Origin of the sequence: Mycolicibacterium brisbanense, from assembly GCF_001570425.1 — a bacterium.
Lineage (GTDB): Bacteria > Actinomycetota > Actinomycetes > Mycobacteriales > Mycobacteriaceae > Mycobacterium > Mycobacterium brisbanense.
In genome coordinates this window covers 61,670-79,496 of the sequence record NZ_BCSX01000027.1, presented here as the reverse complement: position 1 = coordinate 79,496, position 17,827 = coordinate 61,670, and the positions used below count along the sequence as shown (strand labels likewise).

17 protein-coding genes are annotated in these 17,827 nt (G+C 65.9%); 12 read left to right on the top strand and 5 right to left on the bottom strand.

The window, feature by feature from the left end; translation table 11 throughout:
- Positions 1-102: 102 nt before the first annotated feature.
- From RMCB_RS16455 to solA, 11 genes are all read left to right on the top strand, one after another.
- Positions 103-1,698, top strand: coding sequence for an FCD domain-containing protein (locus RMCB_RS16455; protein WP_062829621.1), 1,596 nt, complete (start codon positions 103-105; stop codon positions 1,696-1,698).
- Between the two features lie 217 nt (positions 1,699-1,915).
- Positions 1,916-3,244 (top strand): SPFH domain-containing protein, encoded by a 1,329-nt coding sequence (locus tag RMCB_RS16450; protein ID WP_062829620.1) that lies wholly within the window; start codon positions 1,916-1,918, stop codon positions 3,242-3,244.
- Between the two features lie 3 nt (positions 3,245-3,247).
- Positions 3,248-4,702 (top strand): TFIIB-type zinc ribbon-containing protein, encoded by a 1,455-nt coding sequence (locus RMCB_RS16445; RefSeq protein WP_234792132.1) that lies wholly within the window; start codon positions 3,248-3,250, stop codon positions 4,700-4,702.
- Positions 4,703-4,711: 9 nt separating this feature from the next.
- Entirely contained in the window at positions 4,712-5,008 is a 297-nt protein-coding gene (locus RMCB_RS16440) for a hypothetical protein (protein ID WP_062829619.1), read from the top strand.
- 224 nt (positions 5,009-5,232) lie between these two features.
- The gene (gene dnaK / locus RMCB_RS16435) at positions 5,233-7,089 is read left to right on the top strand and encodes a molecular chaperone DnaK (protein ID WP_029373906.1); all 1,857 of its coding nucleotides are present in this window, start codon (positions 5,233-5,235) and stop codon (positions 7,087-7,089) included.
- Positions 7,086-7,715, top strand: coding sequence for a nucleotide exchange factor GrpE (grpE, locus tag RMCB_RS16430; RefSeq protein WP_029373905.1), 630 nt, complete (start codon positions 7,086-7,088; stop codon positions 7,713-7,715). The genes dnaK and grpE overlap by 4 nt, the downstream gene beginning before the upstream one ends.
- Before the next feature lie 37 nt (positions 7,716-7,752).
- Positions 7,753-8,931 carry a molecular chaperone DnaJ gene (gene dnaJ / locus RMCB_RS16425; RefSeq protein WP_029373904.1) on the top strand — a complete coding sequence of 393 codons (1,179 nt, stop codon included), beginning with the start codon at positions 7,753-7,755 and terminating at the stop codon, positions 8,929-8,931.
- A 28-nt stretch (positions 8,932-8,959) separates the two neighbouring features.
- Positions 8,960-9,337, top strand: a complete 378-nt coding sequence (locus RMCB_RS16420; RefSeq protein ID WP_029373903.1) for a heat shock protein transcriptional repressor HspR — start codon at positions 8,960-8,962, stop codon at positions 9,335-9,337.
- 5 nt (positions 9,338-9,342) lie between these two features.
- Positions 9,343-10,236 (top strand): LysR family transcriptional regulator, encoded by an 894-nt coding sequence (locus RMCB_RS16415; protein ID WP_062829618.1) that lies wholly within the window; start codon positions 9,343-9,345, stop codon positions 10,234-10,236.
- Positions 10,155-11,732, top strand: coding sequence for an MFS transporter (locus RMCB_RS16410; RefSeq protein ID WP_131805544.1), 1,578 nt, complete (start codon positions 10,155-10,157; stop codon positions 11,730-11,732). Before RMCB_RS16415 ends, RMCB_RS16410 begins: the two co-directional genes overlap by 82 nt.
- Before the next feature lie 52 nt (positions 11,733-11,784).
- Entirely contained in the window at positions 11,785-12,936 is a 1,152-nt protein-coding gene (solA, locus tag RMCB_RS16405) for an N-methyl-L-tryptophan oxidase (protein WP_063979625.1), read from the top strand.
- A gap of 11 nt (positions 12,937-12,947) precedes the next feature.
- On the opposite strand, the gene RMCB_RS16400 is transcribed toward solA, so the two are convergent.
- From RMCB_RS16400 to RMCB_RS16390, 3 genes are read right to left on the bottom strand one after another with little or no spacing between them, the layout of a single operon-like run.
- Positions 12,948-13,850: an aldose 1-epimerase gene (locus RMCB_RS16400; protein WP_062829615.1), complete on the bottom strand. Its 903-nt coding sequence runs from the start codon at positions 13,848-13,850 to the stop codon at positions 12,948-12,950.
- A gap of 43 nt (positions 13,851-13,893) precedes the next feature.
- The gene (locus RMCB_RS16395; protein ID WP_029373898.1) at positions 13,894-15,060 is read right to left on the bottom strand and encodes an FAD-binding oxidoreductase; all 1,167 of its coding nucleotides are present in this window, start codon (positions 15,058-15,060) and stop codon (positions 13,894-13,896) included.
- A gap of 11 nt (positions 15,061-15,071) precedes the next feature.
- Complete coding sequence (locus RMCB_RS16390) at positions 15,072-16,082, bottom strand: hypothetical protein (protein ID WP_062829614.1); 1,011 nt, start codon at positions 16,080-16,082, stop codon at positions 15,072-15,074.
- A 100-nt stretch (positions 16,083-16,182) separates the two neighbouring features.
- On the opposite strand from RMCB_RS16390, the gene RMCB_RS16385 reads away from it, so the two are divergent.
- Positions 16,183-16,812, top strand: a complete 630-nt coding sequence (locus RMCB_RS16385; RefSeq protein ID WP_062829613.1) for a TetR/AcrR family transcriptional regulator — start codon at positions 16,183-16,185, stop codon at positions 16,810-16,812.
- 2 nt (positions 16,813-16,814) lie between these two features.
- On the opposite strand, the gene RMCB_RS16380 is transcribed toward RMCB_RS16385, so the two are convergent.
- Both RMCB_RS16380 and RMCB_RS16375 read right to left on the bottom strand, forming a co-directional pair.
- Complete coding sequence (locus tag RMCB_RS16380) at positions 16,815-17,435, bottom strand: hypothetical protein (protein WP_062829612.1); 621 nt, start codon at positions 17,433-17,435, stop codon at positions 16,815-16,817.
- Positions 17,436-17,489: 54 nt separating this feature from the next.
- On the bottom strand, positions 17,490-17,801 hold the full coding sequence (locus tag RMCB_RS16375) for a type VII secretion target (RefSeq protein WP_062829611.1): 312 nt from the start codon (positions 17,799-17,801) through the stop codon (positions 17,490-17,492).
- Between the last annotated feature and the right edge of the window lie 26 nt (positions 17,802-17,827).

Genomic DNA, 17,827 nt, shown 5'->3' with positions numbered 1-17,827 from the left:
GCGGATCCACTGGTAGTACGATGCGTGATGCAGATCACCACGGACTAGTCTGTGTGACGGATCCAATCCGGATTGATTCACAGGAAAGTTATGGTTCGAAGCATGGTGAGCGACGCGAATACCCTTCCGCTGGAAGACCGGGAGGAACTGCTGCGGATCACCCGATCGCGCCAGGTTTCCCATGGTCAGGGCGTGCGGGCCCGGGTGGTGCTCGACTGCGCGGAGCTGGGCGTCGCCGAGGCCGCCCGGCGCGCATCGGTGAGCACCACGTCGGTGAGTCGCTGGTGGCGCACATACCGGAACGGCGGAGTCGATGCCCTGCTTGCCGTGACCCCGCCTCAGGGGCGCCCGACGGTGACCGACGACATGCTGCGTGCAGTGCTGGGCTGCTCGCTCACCGCCCCGCCGGAGGGTCGTGACCGTTGGACCACCCGTGCCGTGGCCGCGGTGACCGGAGTCAGCCAAGCGACGGTGAGCCGGATCCGCCGCCAGCATTTCCCGCCGACGACCGGCCTCGATGCGGGCGAGAAGACGCTGATCCTGAGCTACGTCGACGTCGGCCCCTGCGGCTGCGCGCTCGGGTTCGAACGCGAGACGGTCGAGCTGACTGCGGGGGATCCGTCCGCGACCCTGACCGATGCCGTCGAGACGGTGTTGTGTGCGGCGCTGCTGCGTCGTCCCCCTGCCGACGCCGCGACGACGCCCGACGGCGACGTGCTCGCCCTGCTCCGGCGGGCGGAACGGGAGTGGCTGCCCGAGGCACCCGTGACCCTGGTGGTGGACCAGCCGCTGGATTCGGCCGCCCGGCGCTGGCTCACCCGGCATCCGACGGTGACGGTGCTGGCCCGGCCCGGACCGGAGTGGCCGGCCCAGCTGCACCACCTCGCCGCGCGTATCGCGCCCACCCAGCTGCGCGAGTTGCGGGCTCTGCAGAAGCGGATCCGGGACGAAGCGGCCACGGCGACTGGCGACGAGCCGTGGACGTTCACCTGGAGCCGCGGTCTGCCCCGGGCGACGCCGCCACCCGAACCCGTGCCTGCGGCGCCGGCGTCGGTCCAGGACATCTCGGACACAGTGGCCGCCATGTGCTCGGCGATCGCCGAGGGCGGGGTCAGGCCCGGCGAGGCGATCTCGGTGCGACTGATCTCGGGCCTCTCGGGGCTGTCCCGCCCGCGTACCACCGAGGTGCTGAACTACCTGGCCGACCAGGCAATCCTCGACCGCCGGGCGGGCCACCTGTGGTTGCCCGCCCCGACCCCGCGCGACGTGATCGAGACGTACACGGCGCGCGGTCTGCTGGGCACGGCGCTGATGCGGACCATGGCCGCGCAGCGGATCTCGCCGCCGGCGTACGTGGACACCACGTTGGCCCGGATCGCGGTATGCGCCGAGCACCGGCTCGATGCCGAGACGTACGCCCTGGACATGGATCTGCAGGACCAGCTGGCGCTGGCCGCCGGGATGCCGCGAATCAGCTGGATGTTCGTGCAGCTCACCGCGCAGGTGCGGCTGTTCATCGCGATCCTGGGCCTGGACTACCGGTATCCAACGGCCGAGATCATCGCCGATGACCAGCGAATCATCGACGAGCTCCGCAGCCAGGACCCGGCGCGGGCAGTGGAGGCCTGGCGGACCAAGGTGGACAACTGCGTGCGGTACATGCTCGGCCAGCTCACCGTGGAGGATCGCCGCGCGTGACCTGCGCGCGCCGCGCGTGTACCCGAATGCTGTCGCCGATCACGAGCACCGGCGAAGAATGTGCCCCGCAGGGCAACGGGTGTGCCCTGTAGACCGCCCTGTCCGAAGGGTTTGCGCGGGTACGCTGTGGCTGCCAACCAAGGGCAAATGCCCTCTCCGTCGAGGCGATTGACGGCTCCCGCTGTCGGATCGCTGCGAGGTCTAAGGAGCGCCAACCGTGGGATTCATTCAGGCTTTCGCAGGCGCGTTCGGCGGGACGCTCGCTGACCAGTGGAAAGACTTCGTCGTGCCGCCGCAGGTCGCTCCGACCGCGGCGATCTTCCCCGGAGTTCCGGTCGGACAGAACGCCGGCCGTGGCTCCAATACGCGTGGGTCGCAGAACATCATCAGCAACGGGTCGAAGATCGTCGTTCCCGAGGGCACGGGCCTGTTGACGTTCCAGGACGGCAAGATCACGGGCTTCATCGCCCAGCCGGGCGGCTACGAGTGGCGTTCCGATGACATCAACTCGCAGTCGATCTTCGCCGGAAACGGGATCGTGAGCCCGCTCGTCACGCAATCGTTCGAGCGCTTCAAATTCGGCGGTCAGCCGGGCAGCCAGCAGCTCGTGTTCTACGTGAACCTGCGCGAGCTGCCCAACAATCGCTTCGGCACGCAGTCGGAGATCTATTGGGACGACGCATATCTCGGTGCTCAGGTAGGTGCCATCACCCGTGGCACATACACCATGCGCATCATCGACCCGGTGCTGTTCGCCACCCAGTTCGTGCCGCTGACGTACCTGCAGGCGGGTGGTCAGGTTTTCGATTTCACCGACTTCGACAATGACGCGGCCACGCAACTCTTCAACGAGGTGGTGTCGTCGCTCGCGCCGGCGTTCTCGCACTATACGAACGACCCGAGCAAGGGCAATCGGATGGCGCGCATCCAGGGCGACTCGATCGGTTTCGCTCAGTCGCTCTCGGCCGCCGTCGACAGTGCCTACCGGTGGACCAGCGGGCGCGGTATCACGATCGTCAACGTTGCGATCGCCTCGATCGAGTACGACGAGGACACCCGCCGGCTGCTGTCGGACGTCAAGAAGGCCGATGCCCTGAGCGGTTCTCGCGGCAACTCGTTCCTGCAGCAGTCGGTCGCCCGCGGCATGCAGGCCGCAGGCGAAAACGGTGGCGGCGCTGCGGGAATCGCGATGATGGGCATGGGGATGAACGCCGCAGGCGGCGCGATGGGCGGCCTGCAACAGCCTCCCGGGCCTGCGCCGTATCAGCAGGTGCCCCCGCCGCAGCAGGGATATCAACAGCAGGGTTATCCGCAACAGGGTTATCCGCAACAGGGCCAGCAGGGGTACCCGCAGCAGGGCTATCAACAGCAGTACCCACAGCAGGGCTACCAACAGCAGGGGCCCCCTCCGCAGAACCCACCGCAGCAGGCACCCGCCGGCGACGATCCGGTCGCGAAACTCGCGCAGTACAAGAGCATGCTCGATCAGGGCCTCATCACGCAGGCCGACTACGACGCCGCCAAGGCCAAAGCGCTCGGGCTGTAGGCCATGTCCGGCCCTTACAACCGGGGTGACCGGTCTGGCGGCTATCCGCCGGACAACGGCCAGCCCCCGCCGAATCAATGGCCGCAGCAGGCTCCGCCGTCGCAGCCATATGGATACGCGCAGCCGGGCGGGGTGATCCCGCGCGACCGGGCCGTCGAGGTGACGCCGCCCGGCGAATTCACCAACGCCACATGGGACGACGTGAACCGGGCGCGCGAGGCCGAGCGCAACGCGGGCTACGGCCCCGGCGAAGCACCCGTGGTCACTTACGACCAGCACGACGGGCCGCAGGTCATCCAGACGTCGACGGACCGGGCCGACGGACTCAACAAGTGCCCGCGCTGCGGAGCCACCGACATCGGCTTCGACATCAAGGGCAGCCAACTGGTGTGCCGGTTCTGCCGATTCGCGTGGAGCGAGAAGAACGCCGCAGAGCTGTTCAATCTCAACTCACCGATCAGGGAACTGCGTGGCCGCCAGGTCGGTTCAGCGGCGGGCAACATCGTGCCGGGCGTCGACCAGGTCGTGAGCTTCAAATGCAGTGCGTGCGGCGCCGAGGTGTCGATCGACACGGCCCATGCCGTGCAGGCGCGCTGTCACTGGTGCCGCAACAAGCTTTCGGTCAATGAGCAGATCCAGAACGGCGCCGTACCCGATGTGGTGCTGCCGTTCTCGTTGCCCAAAGCCGAGGCCGTCGCTCGTATCTCTGAATTCGTCTCGGCCCGAAAGTTTTTCGCCAACCGGCGGTTCACAGCGGAGTTCGCGCCCGAGAACGTCATGGGCGTCTATCTGCCCTACTTGATCATCGACTTCAACAGCTCGGTCGAGTTCGTGGGCTTCGGCGAGCACACCACTCGCAGCTACACCGTGCGGATCGACGACGACAGGTCGGAGACCCGTTACGACTTCGACGCCTATCGCGTGGCCCGCAAGTTCGACCTCTACGTCGACGACCTCACGATCGAATCGGCCGCCGACAAACGCGACTTCCACACTGATCGCAACACCAACAACATCATCAACTCGATCATGCCGTTCGACACCAAGAACGCCGTGCGCTACGACCCCAACTACCTCTCGGGATTCACCTCGCAGCGGCGCGATCTCGACATCGACGCCATGTTCGAGCCCGCGCGCCTGCAGGCCCAGGACATCGGCAGGTACCGCGCCGCGGAGACCCTGGACTTCTACGACCGCGGCGTGCGGTGGGACCAGCAGCGCATCGATGTCCATGGCGAGCGGTGGGTGTCGGCCTACCTCCCGGTGTGGCTCTACAGCTACTACGAGCGCAAGAGCAGCGGGAAAGAGCTGCTGCACTACATCGCCGTGAACGGACGCACCGGCGAGACCATGGGCTCGGTGCCGATCAACACCACCCGGTTGTGGGTCGCCTCCGGCGTGGCCGAATTGTTCGGGCTGGCAGGGACATTCCTCTCGGCGCTGGTGTTCTGGAGGTAGGGGGCACAGGTGGACATCTCCATGTTGTCGATGGCTGTCGACATCGTCGCGTCGAGCCATCATCACTCGTCGTCCTCATCGTCGGGCGGCAGCGAGTGGATCCCTTTCCTCTTCCTGCTCACCGGACCGGCGTTCTTCATGTACCAGTACTCGCGCTACCGCAACAAGAACAAGCGGCACCACCACGAGAGGGAGACCCTCTCGGAGATCGCCAACATGCAGGCGATGGACCAGTTCGCGCAGAGCGTGACCAACTCCCGCGACTCCCGCATGTCAGGTGCCAACGAGCGGGAAGTGCTCGGATAGCCGCGGGGCCGTGCCGCCGTCACGGTGAACCTCTGAGCAGGCCGTTCGGCATTCTCCGAAAAAAATCTCGCGGTGGGGAACAAATCCGAGAAAACCCCCGTTGACCCGTTCGACAACAAGTTGAGTGAATCAGGCTCAAGTTTGGGTTGACAACCGATGGTCGACCAGAGCAAGCTTGAGCGCAGTCCGCTCAGACCCCTATATGTCTAACAGGAGGCAACACTATGGCTCGTGCGGTCGGTATCGACCTCGGGACCACCAACTCCGTCGTCGCGGTTCTGGAAGGTGGCGACCCCGTCGTCGTCGCCAACTCCGAAGGCTCCCGCACCACCCCGTCGGTCGTCGCGTTCGCGCGTAACGGCGAGGTGTTGGTCGGTCAGCCCGCCAAGAACCAGGCAGTGACCAACGTCGACCGGACCATCCGTTCGGTCAAGCGCCACATGGGCAGCGACTGGTCCGTGGAGATCGACGGCAAGCACTACACCGCGCAGGAGATCAGCGCGCGTGTGCTGATGAAACTCAAGCGGGACGCCGAGGCCTACCTCGGTGAGGACATCACCGACGCGGTGATCACCGTGCCCGCGTACTTCAACGACGCCCAGCGTCAGGCCACCAAGGAAGCCGGCCAGATCGCCGGCCTCAACGTGCTGCGCATCGTCAACGAGCCGACCGCGGCCGCCCTGGCCTACGGCCTGGACAAGGGCGAGAAGGAACAGACCATCCTGGTCTTCGACCTCGGTGGCGGCACCTTCGACGTCTCGCTGCTGGAAATCGGCGACGGCGTCGTCGAGGTCCGCGCCACCTCCGGTGACAACCACCTCGGTGGCGACGACTGGGATGACCGCATCGTCGACTGGCTGGTCGACAAGTTCAAGGGCACCTCGGGCATCGACCTGACCAAGGACAAGATGGCCATGCAGCGGCTGCGTGAGGCCGCCGAGAAGGCCAAGATCGAACTCTCGAGCTCGCAGAGCACCTCGATCAACCTGCCCTACATCACCGTGGACGCGGACAAGAACCCGTTGTTCCTCGACGAGCAGCTGACGCGTGCCGAGTTCCAGCGCATCACCCAGGATCTGCTGGACCGCACCCGCAAGCCGTTCCAGCAGGTGATCAAGGATGCCGGCATCGCCGTGGGCGACATCGACCACGTCGTGCTGGTGGGTGGCTCTACCCGTATGCCCGCGGTCACCGACCTGGTCAAGGAGATGACCGGCGGCAAGGAGCCCAACAAGGGCGTGAACCCGGACGAGGTCGTCGCCGTCGGCGCCGCCCTGCAGGCCGGTGTGCTCAAGGGTGAGGTGAAAGACGTTCTGCTGCTTGACGTCACCCCGCTGTCCCTCGGTATCGAGACCAAGGGTGGCGTGATGACCAAGCTCATCGAGCGCAACACCACCATCCCCACCAAGCGGTCGGAGACCTTCACCACTGCTGACGACAACCAGCCGTCGGTGCAGATCCAGGTGTTCCAGGGTGAGCGCGAAATCGCTGCGCACAACAAGCTGCTCGGCTCCTTCGAGCTGACCGGTATCCCGCCGGCCCCGCGCGGTGTGCCACAGATCGAGGTCACCTTCGACATCGACGCCAACGGCATCGTGCACGTGACCGCCAAGGACAAGGGCACCGGCAAGGAAAACACGATCAAGATCCAGGAAGGCTCGGGCCTGTCCAAGGAAGAGATCGACCGGATGATCAAGGACGCCGAGGCGCACGCCGAGGAAGACCGCAAGCGTCGCGAAGAGGCCGACGTCCGCAACCAGGCCGAGTCGCTGGTGTACCAGACGGAGAAGTTCGTCAAGGAGCAGCGTGAAGCCGAGGGCGGCTCGAAGGTTCCCGAAGAGACGCTGAGCAAGGTCGACGCCGCCATCGCCGACGCCAAGAAGGCGCTGGAAGGCACCGACATCGCCGCGATCAAGTCCGCGATGGAGAAGCTGGGCGAGGAGAGCCAGGGTCTGGGCCAGGCCATCTACGAGGCCACCCAGGCCGAGCAGGCCGCCGGCGGTAGCGCCGCGGGCTCGACCAGTTCCGATGACGACGTGGTTGACGCCGAGGTCGTCGACGATGACAGGGAGACCAAGTGAGCGAGAACGATTCGCACGAGCCGGTGACCATCACCGACAAACGGCGCATCGATCCCAACACTGGTGAGGTTCGTGAGGCGGCGCCGACCCCGGCAGGGGCGGCGCCGGCCGCGGCCGCAGCACCGGAGTCGGCAGGCGATAGCGACGAGGTCGCCGAGCTCAAGAGCATGCTGCAGCGGGTCAAGGCGGAGTACGACAACTACCGCAAGCGCGCGCTGCGGGACCAACAGCTGATCGCCGAGCGGAGCAAGGCCGGCGTCGTCACCCAGTTGCTGGGTGTGCTCGACGACCTGGAACGGGCCCGCAGCCACGGCGACCTGGAATCCGGTCCGCTGAAGTCCGTCGCCGACAAGCTCGTCGGCGCCCTTGAAGGGCTTGGACTTTCCGCGTTCGGCCAGGAGGGCGACGAGTTCGACCCGTCACTGCACGAGGCCGTGCAGCACGAGGGCGACGGCACCCATCCGGTGGTCGGAACGGTGATGCGCCGCGGCTACAAGGTCGGTGATCAGGTGGTGCGGCACGCCATGGTCGGTGTCGTCGACACCGTGCCCGACGCCGCGTCGGCGGCCGGCGCTGCCGATAACCCGGACGCAGCCGGTCCGCAGGCCCCAGAATCAGACAAATAAGACCAACTAGAGAGACGAGGTAAGGAGGTGGCGCAGTATGGCCCAGCGCGAATGGGTCGAGAAGGACTTCTATAAGGAGCTTGGCGTCTCCTCTGACGCCAGCGCCGACGAGATCAAGAAGGCCTACCGGAAACTGGCCTCCGAACTGCATCCCGACCGGAATCCCGATGCGGGAGCCGCGGAGCGGTTCAAGGCGGTATCCGAGGCCAACAGCGTCCTGTCGGACCCCGCGAAGCGCAAGGAGTATGACGAAACCCGGAGGTTGTTCGCCGGGGGCGGCTTCGGTCGCCGGTTCAACGGCGGCAGCGGTGGCGGCTTCAGCGGCGGATTCGGTTCTGACGGAGCCGAATTCAATCTCGGCGACCTGTTCGACGCGGCCGGTCAGAGCGGCGGCGCGAACATCGGTGACCTCTTCGGCGGGCTGTTCGGGCGCGGTGCGCAACCGCGCCCGAGCCGGCCCCGGCGGGGTAACGACCTGGAGACCGAGACCGAACTGTCCTTCCTGGAGGCCACCAAGGGCGTGGCCATGCCACTGCGGCTGACCAGCCCGGCGCCGTGCACCAACTGCCACGGCAGCGGTGCGCGGCCGGGGACCAGCCCGAAGGTGTGCCCGAACTGCAACGGTTCCGGTGTGGTCAACCGCAACCAGGGCGCGTTCGGATTCTCCGAGCCGTGCACCGAATGCCGGGGCAGCGGCTCGATCATCGAGCACCCATGTGACGAGTGCAAGGGCACCGGCGTCACCACCCGCACCCGCACCATCAACGTCCGGATCCCTCCCGGCGTAGAGGACGGGCAGCGGATCCGGCTGGCCGGGCAGGGTGAAGCCGGGTTGCGGGGCGCACCATCCGGTGACCTCTATGTCACCGTGCATGTGCGCCCGGACAAGGTGTTCGGCCGTGACGGCGACGACCTGACCGTCGCGGTCCCAGTCAGTTTCCACGAATTGGCGCTCGGCACAACACTTTCGGTGCCGACGCTGGACGGCAAGGTCGGCGTGCGGGTGCCCAAGGGCACATCCGACGGCCGGATTCTGCGGGTTCGTGGGCGCGGAGTGCCCAAGCGCTCCGGTGGTCATGGCGACCTGCTGGTCACCGTGAAGGTGGCGGTACCGCCGAACCTCGAAGGTGAGGCGGCCGAGGCGCTGGAGGCATACGCGAAAGCCGAGCGGGCCAGCGGATTTGATCCGCGGGCCGGATGGGCAGGGAACGTATGACGAGCGCTCGCGCGAGGAATCGACTGCTATGAGCAAGCGTAAAGAGGAAGCACGCACGTTTCTGATCTCGGTGGCAGCCGAGCTGGCCGGTATGCATGCGCAGACCCTGCGTACGTACGACCGGCTCGGCCTGGTCACCCCGCAACGCACTTCCGGTGGGGGACGGCGGTATTCGGAGCGTGACGTCGATCTGCTGCGCGAGGTGCAGCGCCTGTCGCAGGACGAAGGCGTCAACCTCGCCGGCATCAAGCGCATCATCGAACTGACCAATCAGGTCGATGCTCTGCGCGCCCGGGTTTCCGAGCTGACCCAGCAGGTAGAACAGCTCAGTGCAGGCTCCCGCCACGATGTCGGGATGACCTCCAAGGCCGTGGTGGTCTGGCAGCCCCGGCGGGGTGCCCGCTAGCTGCTATGGAGCTCCGCCATCTGCGTTATTTTGTCGCCGTTGCAGAGGAGCTGAGTTTCACGCAGGCGGCCAAGGTGCTGCACATCTCGCAACCGCCACTCAGCCAGCAGATTTCGCAGTTGGAGAGCGAACTGGGTGTGCAGTTGTTCGAACGCACGCCGCGTCGGGTGATCCTCACCGACACCGGGCGGGTGCTGTTGGGCGAAGCTCGACGCATCCTCGCCGGAGCGCGGGATATGCAACGGATCGCTGCGGGGGCGGCGATGGATTCGATTGCCAGGCCCCTGCGACTCGCTAGCGTGACCTCGGGATTCTCCGAGCTTCTGCCGAAGATCGTGCCCAGGTTCAGGGCGGAGTTCCCTGGTGTCGCACTGCTGATCGAATCGGTGGATCCCGCCGACCAGACACACCGAATCCGGCGTGGTGACCTGGACATCGGCGTGCTCAGGACGGCGGGGGACAGACGGATCGAAGGGCTGCAGCTCCATCCGATCGAGGTCCAGCCCTTCGTCGTTGTTCTCCCGGTCGATCATCCGCTTGCCGCGAAGGATCAAGTGGCGATATCGGAGTTGGCGGGTCAGGACCTGTTGCTGCTGCCACGGCGCCGCAACCCCGATTACACCGACGCGGTGACCAGCGCGTGTACTGCAGCCGGGTTCAGCCCCCGCGTCGTCTTCGAGCCGGACGACGACCAAGTCCTGCTCGGTCTGGTCGCCTGCGGAATGGGATTCGGCATCGTACCGTCCTGCGTTTCCCATCTGACACTTCCCGGAACGGTCTACCGCAGCCTGCAGCCACCGGCGCCCACGACGACGCTGTGTCTGGCCCAGGCAACCAACCGTCCGTCACCCTACTTCGATGCTCTGAAGCGGTTGGCCACCGAATCCACATCCTGCTGACCGGGCGGCGAGCTATATGCCAAACATATCGCTGCAGCGGGAAACAGGTATTGGACGATAGTCGCCGTACCGGGCTTCAATGTTCTCCACCAAGGGCACCGTGCCCGATCGTGGGAGAAAACATGAGCCATGACGCAGCAGCAGTTTCGCTTGACGACGTTCCCCTTTCGCGCTTCCATCTGCGTGTCACCGCATTCACCGCGGGCGGATTATTTTGCGACGGTTACATTTTGGGGATAGTTGGCATCGCGCTCGCCATCTACGGGCAACACGTGGGCTTGCCCGACATGTGGCTTGGACTGATCGGTTCGGGCGCATTGATCGGCTTGTTCCTCGGCAGTCTGATTTTCGGTCCGATCATCGACCGATTGGGACGCCAGACGATGTACGTCATCGATCTGACGATCTTCGTGGTGTGCTCGTTGCTACATCTCGTCGCTGACGAACCGTGGCAGCTCTTTGCGATCCGCCTGGCACTGGGGATCGCTATGGGTATCGACTACGCGATCGGGGCCACGCTGCTGTCCGAGTTTCTGCCACGCAAGCATCGGGGAACGCTGCTCGCGACGTTGAACACCACGTGGACTGTCGGCTTCGTCGTGGCATTTGTCATCGGGTACGTCCTACGTGATGTCCTCGGTGAAGATTCGTGGCGCTGGATGCTCGCGAGCGGTGCAGTTCCCGCGGTCGTGGTTCTGCTGCTGCGCCTCGGTGCGCCCGAATCACCGCGATGGCTGGCTGCTCACGGCCGCGCCGACGAAGCGCGCCGCGTGCTCGACAAGTACTTCGGCGAACACGTGGTGATCGACGAAAGTCCCGATACTGCAGCACATTCGAATAAGTCGGCGCGATTGTTGGTGCTATTCACCAGACCATGGAGGCGCCGTACGCTCTTCGCGTCAGTATTCTGGTTCTGCCAAGTACTTCCGTACTTCGCGCTGTTCACTTTCGCGCCGACGGTCCTGTCCGCGGTCGGGCTAGGCGACGGTTTCACCGGCGGCTTGATCATGAACCTGTTTCAGCTGGCCGGTGGGATCGTGGGCGTAATTGTGATGGATCGCCTCGCGCGCCGTGGATTCACACTGTGGTCGTTTGTCGTGATGGGCCTGGCGCTGTTGCCGCTAGGCATCTTCGCGGCGCCGAGTGCTGCGGTGATCGTCGCATGCTTCGCGGTGTACGCGTTCGCCATCTCTGCGGCAGGAACGCTGTGCCATGTGTATCCAGCCGAACTCTTCCCAACCGATTTCCGGGCAACCGGTGTGGGTTTCGCGGCCGCGATGAGCCGGATCGGTGCCGCGGTAGGCACATTTCTGCTCCCGTTGTCGCTGAGTCACTTGGGAAATCGCGAGACAATGCTGCTCGCGGTGCTTGTCCTTGCAGTCGGCGTTGTGGCCACTGCCAAATGGGCGCCGGAAACCCGGGAACTCGCTTTGCAGGAGGCCTCCGCTGCCGACTCGACTGGACGCGGTTCGCCGGCTGTCACGGTTGATCGCTGAGTATCCGCGCACCTGTCACATGTACCCGCAGAACACGAAAGCAGAGAAATAGATGGATGCCCAAATTGCTGTAGTCGGGGTCGGGACGATCGGCTCGATGGCGCTCTGGCAGCTGGCGAGAGCCGGTGTCGCCGCAATCGGCTTCGAGCAGTTCACCGTCGGTCACGACAAGTCGGCTGCCGGTGGCGAGTCGCGAATCTTTCGTACCGCGTATGTCGAAGGGCCAGAATACATCCCGTATCTGCAACGTTCGCTGGACCTGTGGCGTGACCTTGAGAGTGAGACCGGGGCCGAGATCCTCACGCTCACGTCCGGCCTGACCATCGGATCGCCCGGCGGCCCCGCGATCACGCAGGTACTCGACGGATGTCGTCAGTACGGACTGGACCATGAGTTCCTCGACCATGCAGCACTACAGGCGAGATACCCGCAACACCTTTTGCATTCCGATGAGGTCGGTGTCATCGACCCGCATGCGGGAGTCATCAGGCCGGGGCGAGCGATCGCCGCGGCAGCAAAGGCGGCCCGGGACGGAGGTGCTCACATCGTCGACGGCACGCGCGTCGACACGATCACCTCACTGCGCGGACATGTGGAGATTCAGGCGGGCGACCGCATATGGAAGGTCGCGCAGGCTGTCGTCACGGTCGGACCGTGGATTGCCGCAACGGTGCCTGCGCTGGCCCGTCTCGTGGTGCCGCACCGGGTTCAGCTGGCTTGGCACACCGTTTCGGATCCGGACCAGTACGGGCTGCAGCGCAGCCCTGTGTTTCTCCGTGAGTCCCCGCACGGCCTTGTGTTCGGGTTCCCGTCACTCGACGGCGCGACGGTCAAAGTGGGTATGCACCAGTCCTATTCGGATTTCGGCCCGTCAGAAATGGTCACCGACCCTGACCGGCTCGATCACACGGTGAACCGGAGCCGGATCACAGCGACAGGGCGGGAGCTGTCCATGCTCCTCGCGGGCCTGACGCCGGAACCGGCGCGCGTGGAGACCTTCATGGACGGCTACACCGTTGACGGCGCCCCCGTGGTCGGTCGGGCTCCGGGGCTGGACAACGTCTGGATACTCGCAGGGTTCTCGGGGCATGGCTTCAAGATGGCGCCCGCCTTCGGCGAGGTCGCCGCGCAACTGGCTCAAACCGGTACAGCTGAGCTGCACACCTCAGCGTTCGGCCCAGACCGTTTCGCGCGAGTCGGTTGAAAGCGGCCCGGCTAGCTGACCTTGATCGAGAACGTGCTGGTTTCCGGCTGCCCCGGAACCGCCATCGGATAGTTGCCGCGGCGCAGAGAGTCGGTGGGCGCGGCCATCGGCTCGATCCCGATCACGTCGTCGTTACCCGGCGCGAACAGTTGCGCGGCGGGGTAGCCGCGCTCGAACGTCACCTCCACGCGACGGCCGCCGCCCGAGATGGCGAACACCGAGCCCTCGCGAACCTGGTCGAAGCCGTGGTCGAGTTCGGTGGTCTTGAGCGGCTCGGTGCCGCCGGGCCATTCCTCGGTTTCTCCGGTCGGGATGCCCCAGTTGTCCACCGGCAGATGGCGCATCGTCGGCGTCTGCAGCTGCCATTCCTCCCGCGGCACATCCGGGATCTTGAGATACGGGTGGTAGCCGTAGCACAACGGCACCGACGCCGCCGTCGACGGCATCACGGTGGTTGCCACGGTCAGGGTGCGGTCCGCGAGCGTCACCGTCATGGTCAGGATGTGCGGGAACGGGAAGGTCGTCAGCAGTCGCGGCTTGCCGCCCCAGTCGAGGATCGCGACGAGTTTGTTGTCGGTCTGTTCGATCACCAGCCACCCGGGGTTGGCGGCGAGTACGCCGTGGATGGGTACGCCGTGCTGGTCACTGCGCACCCCGGCCACCCCGGGCGTCAGCGTCACGACCGCGCCGTTGATGGCATATTTGCTGGCGCTCAACCGATTTGCCCACGGGTACAGGATCGGGATGCCCATCGTCTTACCGGTGGTGATGTAGGCCTCCAGGCCGCGCCGCTGGCCCAGGAACTCCGCACCGTCATCGGCCAGCGATGTGCAGACCATGCCGGCGACCGGTACATACGTCGCAGTCAGTGATGACGACGGGTCGCGCAGGATGACAGGTTGATAGTCGGCCATGGCGCCAGTCTGTCATGCGGTGGTTGCGGTCACACCAATACGGTCAGTCTGTCAGTGGGTCGTGCTGGATGTGTTCAGGCGGTGCGCCTCTGGCGATCAGAGCGGCTTTCGTCGCCTCCACCATGCCGGGACTGCCGCAGATCAGGATCTGGCGATCGCCCCAGTTGCCGTAGCGGGTCACCACGTCGGGAAGCAGACCGGTCTGGCGGACATGCAGGCCGCGCGGCGGCTGAGGGTCGGGATAGTCGGCGGCCCACGGCGGATCGGTGCTGTATTCGGAGACCGGGGTCACCGACAGCCACGGGTTCGACGAGGCGATCTGCCACAGCGTCTTGAGATCGTAGAGGTCACACGGGTACCGCCCGCCGAAGAACAGGTGCACCCGCGGATTCACCCCGTGCTGGGTCATGTCCATGATCAGCGTGCGCAGTGGTGCCAGGCCGGTGCTGCCTGCGACCATGAGCACGTCCTCGCCGCCGCGGTCGACCTGCATGGCGCCGTGCGGGCTGGATATCCGCCACCGGTCGCCGACGCGGGTCTCGGCGACGATCGCGGTGCTGACCATGCCGCCGGTGACCGAGCGGACGTGGAATTCGACGGCGCCCGACCGGTCTGCGGGGATGGCCGGACTGAGGTAGCGCCACCGCCGCGGCCATTGCGGCACTTGCACTGTCACGTATTGGCCGGGGTGATAGAACAGCGGCTGGTCGAGTTGCAGGCGGATCACCGAGACGTCGCGGGTGACGCGGAGGTGCTCGATGACGGTGCCGTCGCAGTAGGCCGGGGTCTGTTCGGCATCTGCGGCTCCGCGCATCACCCCGACGAACAACCCGACCGCCTCATGCGCGGCGTCGGCGATGCGGTCGGTGAACCCTGCGCCGAGATGCGCGCGCATGGTGACCAGCAAGGCTTCCCGCATGGAGTCGTAATGCTGTTGCGTCACACCGTATTTGCGGTGATCTCGGCCCAGCTGGGCGAGGAACGCCACCGGCTCTTCCGCGCGTTGGTCGATCAGTTCGCCGAAGAGCCACGTCATCGCACGGGCGAACACCGTACGTTGCTGGGTCATGTCGGGCGGGAACAGGTCTCGCACGGTCAGGTCGGTGGCGAACCAGTGGGTGTAGAAGTCGCGGATCAGCGCGTCGGACCCGTGCTCGGGGTCGACCGCATCGCGGAGTATCTGCAACGCGTCACGGTCATCGAGGCCCACGCGGTCGCATTCTAACCGTGTCGCCGCGGGGGCTGCCGCAAAGCGGCCGTCACCACCAGCGCCGCACCCGCAAGCGCCCAGCAACTCAACACCACGATCGCGGTGGTCGCACCTGCGCCGTCGAAGAACGCCGTGGACCGCAACAGTGTGGCGTTGGCGCCTTGAGGCAGCAGTTGTCCGGCGAATCCCCATCCGCGGGGCAGCATCTCGGGCGCCGAGGTGAGCCCGGACAGCGGGTTGCCGACCAGAAGCGCCAGCGCTGCGCCCAGTGCCAGCCCGGCCTTGCCGAACAGCGAGCCCATTCCCAGCATGAACAGCCCGGCCGCGCCGATGCCGAGGGTTAGACCTGCGGCCACGCCCCACATATTGACCTCGATCGAGCCGAACACGTAGTACAGCAGCGCTGCGATGGTGACGCCGGCGATCCCGGAGAACACGACGGTGGCGACGAGCCGGGTCCACACCTCACGCTTGAGCGCGAGCACCAGGGCGATTGCCGGCAGCATGCCTGCCAGGGTGATGGGAAGGGCCGATGCGGCCAGACCCGCGCCGCGGGGATCCTTGGCCGGTGGCGGGGCCACATCCTGAGTGCGCAGCGCGACGCCCGAGTGCTGTGCGATGCCGGTGCCGACCTGGGTGAGCAACTGCGCGACCGCGGGACTGGCTCCGGTGGCGATCAGCATCAACGGACCCTGCGGACCGAAGGCGATGCCGCCGTAGACATTTCGATTGCGAATGGCATCGCGCAGCTCGGCTTCGCCCGGGTAGTAGGTGACGGCGAACGCGCCCGGTGCCTGCTGCTCGAGGCGTTCGGCGACCTGGCTGCTCGCCGCCTGTCCTCCTGCGGCGCCGATGGGAACGTTGTGAGGTTTGGACCGTGCCGCGGGCAGTGCGAAGGCGACGGCGACGAGCGCGATCGCGGCGGTCAACAGGGCGATGATGCCGGTCGCGCGCAGCGCGGCGGGCGGACGATGTTCGGGAGCGGCGTGGTGTGCGGGGGCGGGGAACGCGGTTGTTGTCACGGGACCAACCTTTTCATCCAGTGTTGAATTAATGCGCTGCGCCGAGCGTAACGCCGCCCTGGCAATATTTCAACGGGCATTGAAATGATAGTGTTCGCGCATGGCTTCACCTGCGCAAACCAAGCGCCGCGGCCGCAGGCAGGGCGATCCGGTCTCTCGGGACGCGGTGCTGGCGGCCGCGAAAGTCCGGTTCGCCACCGACGGTTATGAGAAGACGACGCTGCGCGCCATCGCCCGCGATGCCCACGTCGACCCGTCGATGGTGCTCTACCTGTTCGGCTCCAAGGCCGACCTGTTTCGCGAATCCCTGCAGCTGATCATCGACCCGGCCAATCTGGTGGCGGCGCTGGAAGGGGCCGGCGACGACATCGGCACCCGGATGGTGCGCACCTACCTCGGCATCTGGACCGCACCGGACACCGCCGCGAGCATGCGGGTGATGCTGCAGTCCGCGACATCGAATACCGATGCGCACGAAGCATTTCGGGGTTTCATGCAGAACTACGTGCTGACCGCGGTTTCGGGAGTGCTCGGCGGCGGCGAACAGGCGCGGTTACGGGCCATGCTGGCCGCGTCGAGCCTCGTGGGCGTTGCGTTGCTGCGGTACGTGATGGAGATCCCGCCGCTGGCGACGTTGTCCGATGACGAGGTGGTGCGGTTGGTGGCGCCGACGGTGACGCGCTATCTCACCGCCGACGCCGACGAACTGGGGCTGCCCGGGGTGGGCTGACCTCATTCCCGCCGATACTGCGCGACGAACTCGGCCTCGGCTTCCTTGGCCTGCTCGATGTTCGGCAGGTGCATGCCGAACTCCACGAAATTGCGCGCCGACGAATGATCCATGCCTTGCTTGACCAAGGTGCTGTACACGAAGAAATTCAGCCCCGCCTGTGCCTTCTTGATGGCGACGGCCGCGGTCCGCTGGATCTCGTGGCCGAGCTCGGACTCGGTCATCTTGCTCGCCTGAGGGGAGAGCTGAATCTGCTGCAGCTGACCACTGATCGCGGCGGTGACGCTGACCGTGCCCGGGGGATTGGTGACGACAAACAGCGGAAACAGCGTTTCCTGTTCCTCGTCGCCGGGCTGCGGATCGGGGTCATGGAAGGCCGCGAGGTCGCCGTCGGTGTCGTGCTCGGCGGCCGGTTCATCCACGTACAGCGCGGCGAAATCGTCGTCCTGCGCGCTGTCGTCGCTGTGCGTGCCGGAATCGTGCGATTCGAAACCGCCGAACGAGTCCAGGCTCGTATCGTCGTCGTCCACGGCGTCGGGGGTCGAGAAGTCGAACGCACCCAACCCGTCGTCGTGCGAGCCGCCCCACTCGTCGGCATCGTCGAACCGGTCGTGGTCAGCCATTGTTCAACCCCTTGAAGGCGCAGATGGGACAGTGCGGCGCGCGGCGTCGCGCCATCAGGTGTGCATCGTGGTGTCGAGCTCTGAGGCCTGCGTGGAGTCGGTCTGGTCGTATTGCGAGGCGGCCGTATCCAGCATCTCCGACAGGGTCGACGAGACCTTCGCCGCGGCAGCGCAGGCGGCCCCTCGCGCGCCGTCGGCTGCCATCACCGCCATGTTCGTGGCGGAGCAGACAAGGCCGTGCGAGCTCCACATGTTCATCGCCGTGCCTTGCGTCGCAGCGGCGGCTTCGGTGATGGCGCTCGCGGCTTCGCTTTGCTGGCTTGCCAATTCGCGCAGATGAGCCGTGGTGACGTTCAAATTTCCCATGGGGATCTCCCTCTAGTCGGAGTTCG